Genomic DNA, 6,046 nt, shown 5'->3' with positions numbered 1-6,046 from the left:
CACAAGAATCAGCCGATGTCAGAGCCAGACAGCGGGTTCCGAGCCACTCAAATGCTCGAAATCGCAACGTTCGAACCGGCGGTATACCTGTAGCAACGGCGTCAGCCGCGACACTGAGGTTGCTCGAATCCCTTCATCTGATGATCTCCCTGCTTCGCGGCTGACGCCGCTCCTACAACAAGCATTTACGGTTGATGCAAAAAAAAGGCGCAGCCTGGTGGCTGCGCCCATGCGTATCACCGGCGGGAGAGAGTTCGCCGGCTTACGCCTTGCTCACTTCACCTCGAACTGCTGCGGGGTACCGGCAGCCTTGCCATCGACGGTGACGTCGGCGGTGTACTTGCCAGCCGGCCACGGCGTTGCCTTGCTGAACTCGATATTGGCGGTACCAGTGTCGGTCGCGTTGAGCGTGGCGCTCTGCTCACCGGCCACCTGGCCGTCCTGATAGGTCAACTTGGCCCCGACCGGCACATTGCTGGCGGTACCGCTGGTTTTGATCGATACGATGATCTTGTCCTTGGCTGCCAACACCGCAACCGGTGCCACCGACATGTCAGCCGCTGCCGCGTTGCCGACGGTCACCGCGGTCACTGCGAGAGCCGGCGCGGCAGGTGCGGACTCAACCATCGGTGCCGGGGCTGCTGCAACCGGCGGCGGTGGCGCGACCTCTTCTTCCTTCTTCTTGCAACCAACCAGTGCAACCGCACCGACCACCGCGATCATCAAGGCACTGCTAAGCGAAGTCTTCTTCATGAATTGCTCCGAATCTGGATTGAAAGTTCGTACGTTGCGGCGTCGGAGATCAGCCCTGACGCGCAGGAATCTTCAGTATCTGTCCCGGCCGGATCTTGTCTGGGTCATCGAGGACGTCACGGTTGGCGTCAAAGATCTTTTTCCACGCGTTACCGTCGCCAAGCAGGTTCTTGGCGATCTTGGAAAGGTTGTCGCCGCTCTGCACCGTGTAGTGCTGTTCACCAACGATCTCTTCCGTGCTTGTCACGTTAGCCGTGACGTCGGAGAAATCGGCTTTCTGCACTACCTGTTCGGTACTGCTGACGGTCCCGGTGACATCGGAAAAGTCGGCTTTCTTTTCAGTACTGCTCATCCAGGTTGCTCCTCCGTGACTGACGGGGAGCAACGATTGCACGAGGCCTGTTAAGGTTTCATCGTGCCGACGTAAAAACCTGCGTACGCAGCTGAATGTTTATTGACGCAGGTCGCGGATCGGGGGACTGGCGGGCAGGCCCGGGCTGGAGCGGCGCGGGTTGATGTCCAGGCCGCCGCGGCGGGTATAGCGTGCCTCGACTTCCAGGGTGACGGGCTGGCAGCGTTGGCTCAGCTCCAGGAAGATCCGCTCCACGCATTGTTCGTGGAACTCGGCATGGTCGCGGTAGCTGACCAGGTAGCGCAGCAGGCCCTCGCGGTCGATGCGCGGGCCCTGGTACCGGATGCTGACGCTGGCCCAGTCCGGCTGGCCGGTCACCGGGCAGTTGGACTTGAGCAGGGCCGAGACCAGGGTCTCATTGGCCACCGTACCGGCATCGGCGAGCAGCAGGTTTGCATCGGGCGGGCCATAGCTGTCGATGGCGACATCCAGGTGGTCAATGCTCTCACCTGCCGCCTGTTCTACCGGCGGCAGGCCGAACTCCACCCGCACATCTGCACCGGCGCAGGCCGACAGATCGGTGGCAATGCGCTCGCGCACGGCTTCGGCACGGTTGAAACGTGCCCCGTTGAGCGAGTTCAGGTACAGCTTGAGCGACTTGGACTCGATCAGGTTCGGCGAGGTGCCGGGCACGTACAGGGTTGCGGTTTCCACGCAGGGCTTGCCGCGCGCGTCCAGCCAGCCCAGCTCATAGATATGCCAGCGGTCCTCGCCGACGAACGGCAGTTCGCTGCCCAGACCGATCTCGGCACGGGCGCCAGCGCGCGGGATCGGGAACAGCAGACTGGCGTCGTACTGGCGGGGGTAGTCGACCTCACGGCCGAGGCTGGAATCTTGGGGAGTGTTCATCGGCCCCATTGTAGTTGCGCCAGCTTGAGCGCCGGATATACCGAGGCGCTCATTCGCACGAAAACCGGTACCTGGCGCAGCGTCAGTTCAGCAGCCGCGCCCACCACGATTTGCCTGGCTTGGCCTGCGGGATCTCCTCGCTCACCAGCCGCATCACCTCCCGCTCCGGGTCCAGCGCCGAGGGGCCGTAGACCACGCGGATTCGCTCCTCCTCGGTCGCCCCGAGGGTGTCGCCATTGCTGATGACCATGCCGTTCTCGATCAGGTAATCGACGATGCCGGTGAGGCGGCTGAACACGCCTTCGGCAGTTTCCCCGGTCTCGGGAATCTCGATGTCCATCAGGCCCAGCATGTCCATGCCGCGGGTATGGCCGGTCATCACCCCGTCCGGGCGCTGGCCGACATTGATCGCCACCCAGGCGATCGGCAGCGGCTCGGGCAAGGTGGCCTGGGTCAGCTCGCGGAACAGGCTTGGCAGCACCACGTGATTGGCGCTGCCGAAGTACACCGCCTCGATGCTGTTGGACACGGCCACCGCCGACGCCAGCACACGACTGAGCAGTGCCGCCTGTGCGACCAGATTGGTCTCCTGCCCGTCGTCGCCGAAGCGCATCACGGTGACGATGGTGTGTGCGGCGTAGTCCACCGGTACCGGCGTGGCGTCTGGCCACAGCCGGCTGTGTGCGCAGATCTGCGCGATGTCATCGCCGATCTGCACCGGGATCGGCATCAACGCGATCAGGTAGTCGGCGTATTCCAGACACAGCATCGGCGAATCGTCGCCATCGGTATCCTTGTCGACAGTGCCATCCGTCGTTGCCTCGCCCAGCCGCAGCAGCGATTGGTCCAGGTCGGGCCAATCGCTGCGCATCTGCGCAAGCAGGGCTTCGGCGGTGAGCTGAGGGTCGAGCTGCGACTGCAGCAGCATGGCCAGGCTGGCTGTCATGGAGCGCCTTCTTCCTTGTAGGTAAGCCCCCGACACTACCCGGACTCAACCTGCCTTGTCACCGTGCAGGTAATCCAGCGACACCTGCAACAGCGCGCGCAGGCCCACATCCAGTGCCTTTTCGTCGAGCAGGAACTTGGGCGAATGATTGCTCGGCGCGGTAGCCGGATCGATGCCGGCACCAGTGGAACCGACGAAGAAGAACATCGACGGCACCTGCTGTGCGTACAGCGAGAAGTCCTCCGAGCCCATCTGCAGCGGCGGCTCGTAGACGTTGGCCTTGCCCACCACCGCCTGCAGGCTGGGCAGCATGCGCGCGGTCAGTGCCGGATCGTTGACCGTGGCCGGGTTGCCGTCCTTCTCATAGATGTCGGTGACAGCCGTCGCACCGTGGGCGGCGGCGGTGTGCTCGGCGACGTTGCGCAAGTCGGCGAAGATCTGCTTGCGCATGTCCGGGTCGAAGGTGCGGATGGTACCCACCATCTCCACCGAGTCGGGAATGATGTTGTAGCGGATGCCGCCCTTGATCGCGCCGAAGGTGAGCACTGCCGGCTGCTTGGACAGGTTGGCGCGGCGGCTGACGATGGTCTGCGCGGTACCGATAAGGTCGGAGGCCGCAACAATCGGGTCAACGCCGTTCCACGGCGCCGAGCCGTGGGTCTGGCGACCATTGACGGTGATACCGAACCGGTCGGAGGCCGCCATCAGCGGGCCGCCGCGCACGGCGATCTGGCCGGCCTGCACGCTGGAGAACACATGCAGGCCGAACACCGCCTCCGGCTTGAAGTCCTTGAACAGGCCTTCCTTCAGCATCAGGTCGGCACCGCCCTGCTCCGGCGGCGGCGCGCCTTCCTCGGCCGGCTGGAAGATCAGCATCACTTCGCCGGGCAGCGTGTCGCGCATGGCGACCAGCGCGTCGGCCACGCCCAGCAGGGTTGCGGTGTGCGCGTCATGGCCACAGGCGTGCATCACCCCGACCTGCTCGCCGCGGTACTCAGCAGTGGCCTTGGAGGCAAATGGAAGGCCGGTCTGTTCGGTGACCGGCAGCGCGTCCATGTCGGCACGCAGGGCGATCTTCGGGCCGGGCAGCCCGCCCTTGATGATGGCCACCACGCCGTGCACGGCCACGCCGGTCTTCGGGCTCAGGCCCATTGCACGCAGGCGCTCGGCGACCTTGGCCGCGGTGCGTTCTTCGCGATTGGAGAGCTCCGGATGGGCATGGAAGTCACGACGCCAATCCACCACCTGCTGCTGCAGGCGAGTGGCGGCAGCTGCCACCTCGGGCCGCTGGGCGGCATCCTGGGCCTGCGCCAGCGGGGCAAGGGCGCAAAGCAAGGCAGACAGCAACACGGTCTTGCGGGCCATCAGCAACTCTCCTTCCAATCGGGGACAGGGTGAATGTAGGCCAATCATGGGCCAAGCGCCCGCCGGCAGGGAACCGACACGCTGTAGGCGATCGCCCGTAGTGCCGGGCCATGCTCGGCAGGGGCGTTCCCAGCGTCGCATCAACCTGCAGGAATGCTGTGGGAGCGGTGTCAGCCGCGAAGCCGGCACATTGGGAACCACCAATTGGTCTGCGATCCGGCAGACCATCAGCTTCGCGGCTGACACCGCTCCCACAGCATTCCTGCAGGTTGATGCGACGCTGGGAACGCCCCTGCCGAGCATGGCCCGGCACTACAACATCAGGTCAACCGATGCCGCGATGGAACGTTCATCACCTGCACGGGTCTGTATGCGTGGCCCATCGGTCATGCCTCCATGACAACAGGCGCGGCGGTATCCTCTGCGCCTTGTTTGCCCTCCCCTATCGGTTCCTCAGGAGTTTTCGCATGTCGCGTTTCTGGAAGATCGTACTGCTGGTCATTGCAGTGCTGCTGGTGGCCGGCATCGGCTATCGGATGATGGGGGGCGGCAAGCAGAAGGCCGGTGCGGCGCCGGCAGGCATGAGCCAGGGCGGCCAGGGTGAGCAGGACAAGGACCCGGTGCCGGTCACCGCGGTCAGCGCCGAGAAGAAGGACGTGCCGGTCTACCTGACCGCGCAAGGCACGGTGACCGCGTTCAATACAGTCACCGTCAGCCCGCAGGTCGGTGGCCAGCTGCTCAGCGTCAACTTCCGCGAAGGCCAGGCGGTCAAGAAGGGCGAGCTGCTCGCGCAGATCGACCCGCGCACCTTCCAGGCACAGTACGACCAGGCCGTCGCCAGCAAGCGCCAGAACGAAGCCCTGCTGGCTACCGCACAGTCCAACTATGCACGCTCCAACTCGCCGGAATACCGCCAGTTCGTTGCCCAGACCGACCTGACAACGCTGCGCAACCAGGTGACCCAATACCAGGCCGCCGTCGCCGCCTCGCAGGCCTCGGCCGCACAGGCCAAGGTGCAGCTGGACTACACCCGCATCACCTCGCCGATCAACGGTATCGCCGGTATCCGTGCGGTTGACCCGGGCAATGTGGTCAGCGCCGGCAGCCAGATCGTCACCGTCACCCAGCTGCAGCCGGCCTATGTGCTGTTCAACCTGCCCGAGCAGCAGCTCGATGCAGTGCGCAGCGCACAAGCCGCAGGCCCGCTGCAGACCGCTACCCTGGACCGCGAAGGCGGCAGCGTGGTCAATGCCGACGGCGTGCTGCAGGTGGTGGACAACCAGATCAGCAGCAGCAGCGGCACCTTCCGCCTGCGCGCACAGTTCCCCAATGCCAACGATGCGTTGTGGCCGGGCCAGTTCGTCAACGTGCAGATGAAGCTCAACGTGCTGCCCGGCGCGATCGTGGTGCCGGCCGAAGCGGTGCAGCGCAGCAGCACCAGCGATTTCGTCTACCTGGTCAAGTCCGACAACACCGTCACCCTGCGTGAGGTGGTACAGGGTGGCCAGGTCGATGACAGCCACGTGGTGATCAGCACGGGCCTGCAGGCCGGCGAAAAGGTCGTCACCGAAGGCCAGTTCCGCTTGAAGGAAGGCAGCAAGGTGAACGCACTGGCACCGGGCCAGGCACCGCCGACGCCGACCGAAGAACAGCTCAAGGCGGCCAGCCAGAAGGGCAACCGTGGTGGACGGGGTGGCCCGCCGCGCTGAGGCGCTGGCCGG

General features: G+C 64.8%; 6 protein-coding genes. 1 reads left to right on the top strand and 5 read right to left on the bottom strand.

Going from position 1 to position 6,046, the window contains the following annotated elements:
* Positions 1-273 precede the first annotated feature (273 nt).
* The 5 genes from ACVOLI_RS13955 to ACVOLI_RS13935 form a co-directional block, all read right to left on the bottom strand.
* Positions 274-753 carry a hypothetical protein gene (locus tag ACVOLI_RS13955; protein ID WP_481614876.1) on the bottom strand — a complete coding sequence of 160 codons (480 nt, stop codon included), beginning with the start codon at positions 751-753 and terminating at the stop codon, positions 274-276.
* Between the two features lie 49 nt (positions 754-802).
* Entirely contained in the window at positions 803-1,105 is a 303-nt protein-coding gene (locus tag ACVOLI_RS13950) for a LysM peptidoglycan-binding domain-containing protein (RefSeq protein WP_481614875.1), read from the bottom strand.
* Positions 1,106-1,204: 99 nt separating this feature from the next.
* A complete protein-coding gene (queF, locus tag ACVOLI_RS13945) occupies positions 1,205-2,014 on the bottom strand; it encodes an NADPH-dependent 7-cyano-7-deazaguanine reductase QueF (RefSeq protein WP_481614874.1) in 810 nt (269 codons plus the stop codon).
* Positions 2,015-2,096: 82 nt separating this feature from the next.
* Complete coding sequence (locus ACVOLI_RS13940) at positions 2,097-2,960, bottom strand: DUF4261 domain-containing protein (RefSeq protein ID WP_481614873.1); 864 nt, start codon at positions 2,958-2,960, stop codon at positions 2,097-2,099.
* 45 nt (positions 2,961-3,005) lie between these two features.
* Positions 3,006-4,325, bottom strand: a complete 1,320-nt coding sequence (locus tag ACVOLI_RS13935; RefSeq protein ID WP_296252917.1) for an amidohydrolase — start codon at positions 4,323-4,325, stop codon at positions 3,006-3,008.
* A gap of 467 nt (positions 4,326-4,792) precedes the next feature.
* Here ACVOLI_RS13935 and ACVOLI_RS13930 point away from each other — a divergent pair, with 467 nt between their 5' ends.
* Positions 4,793-6,034, top strand: a complete 1,242-nt coding sequence (locus tag ACVOLI_RS13930) for an efflux RND transporter periplasmic adaptor subunit (protein WP_481614872.1) — start codon at positions 4,793-4,795, stop codon at positions 6,032-6,034.
* Positions 6,035-6,046: the final 12 nt, after the last annotated feature.

This window comes from Stenotrophomonas sp. STEN029 (assembly GCF_056760015.1).
This window is presented reverse-complemented; position numbering and strand designations above follow the sequence as displayed.

Excerpts from the sequence above, each read along its gene's own strand:
- ACVOLI_RS13955 (WP_481614876.1), bottom strand. The coding sequence starts at position 753 with ATGAAGAAGACTTCGCTTAGCAGTGCCTTGATGATCGCGGTGGTCGGT.
- ACVOLI_RS13950 (WP_481614875.1), bottom strand. The coding sequence starts at position 1,105 with ATGAGCAGTACTGAAAAGAAAGCCGACTTTTCCGATGTCACCGGGACC.
- queF (WP_481614874.1), bottom strand. The coding sequence starts at position 2,014 with ATGAACACTCCCCAAGATTCCAGCCTCGGCCGTGAGGTCGACTACCCC.
- ACVOLI_RS13940 (WP_481614873.1), bottom strand. The coding sequence starts at position 2,960 with ATGACAGCCAGCCTGGCCATGCTGCTGCAGTCGCAGCTCGACCCTCAG.
- ACVOLI_RS13935 (WP_296252917.1), bottom strand. The coding sequence starts at position 4,325 with ATGGCCCGCAAGACCGTGTTGCTGTCTGCCTTGCTTTGCGCCCTTGCC.
- ACVOLI_RS13930 (WP_481614872.1), top strand. The coding sequence starts at position 4,793 with ATGTCGCGTTTCTGGAAGATCGTACTGCTGGTCATTGCAGTGCTGCTG.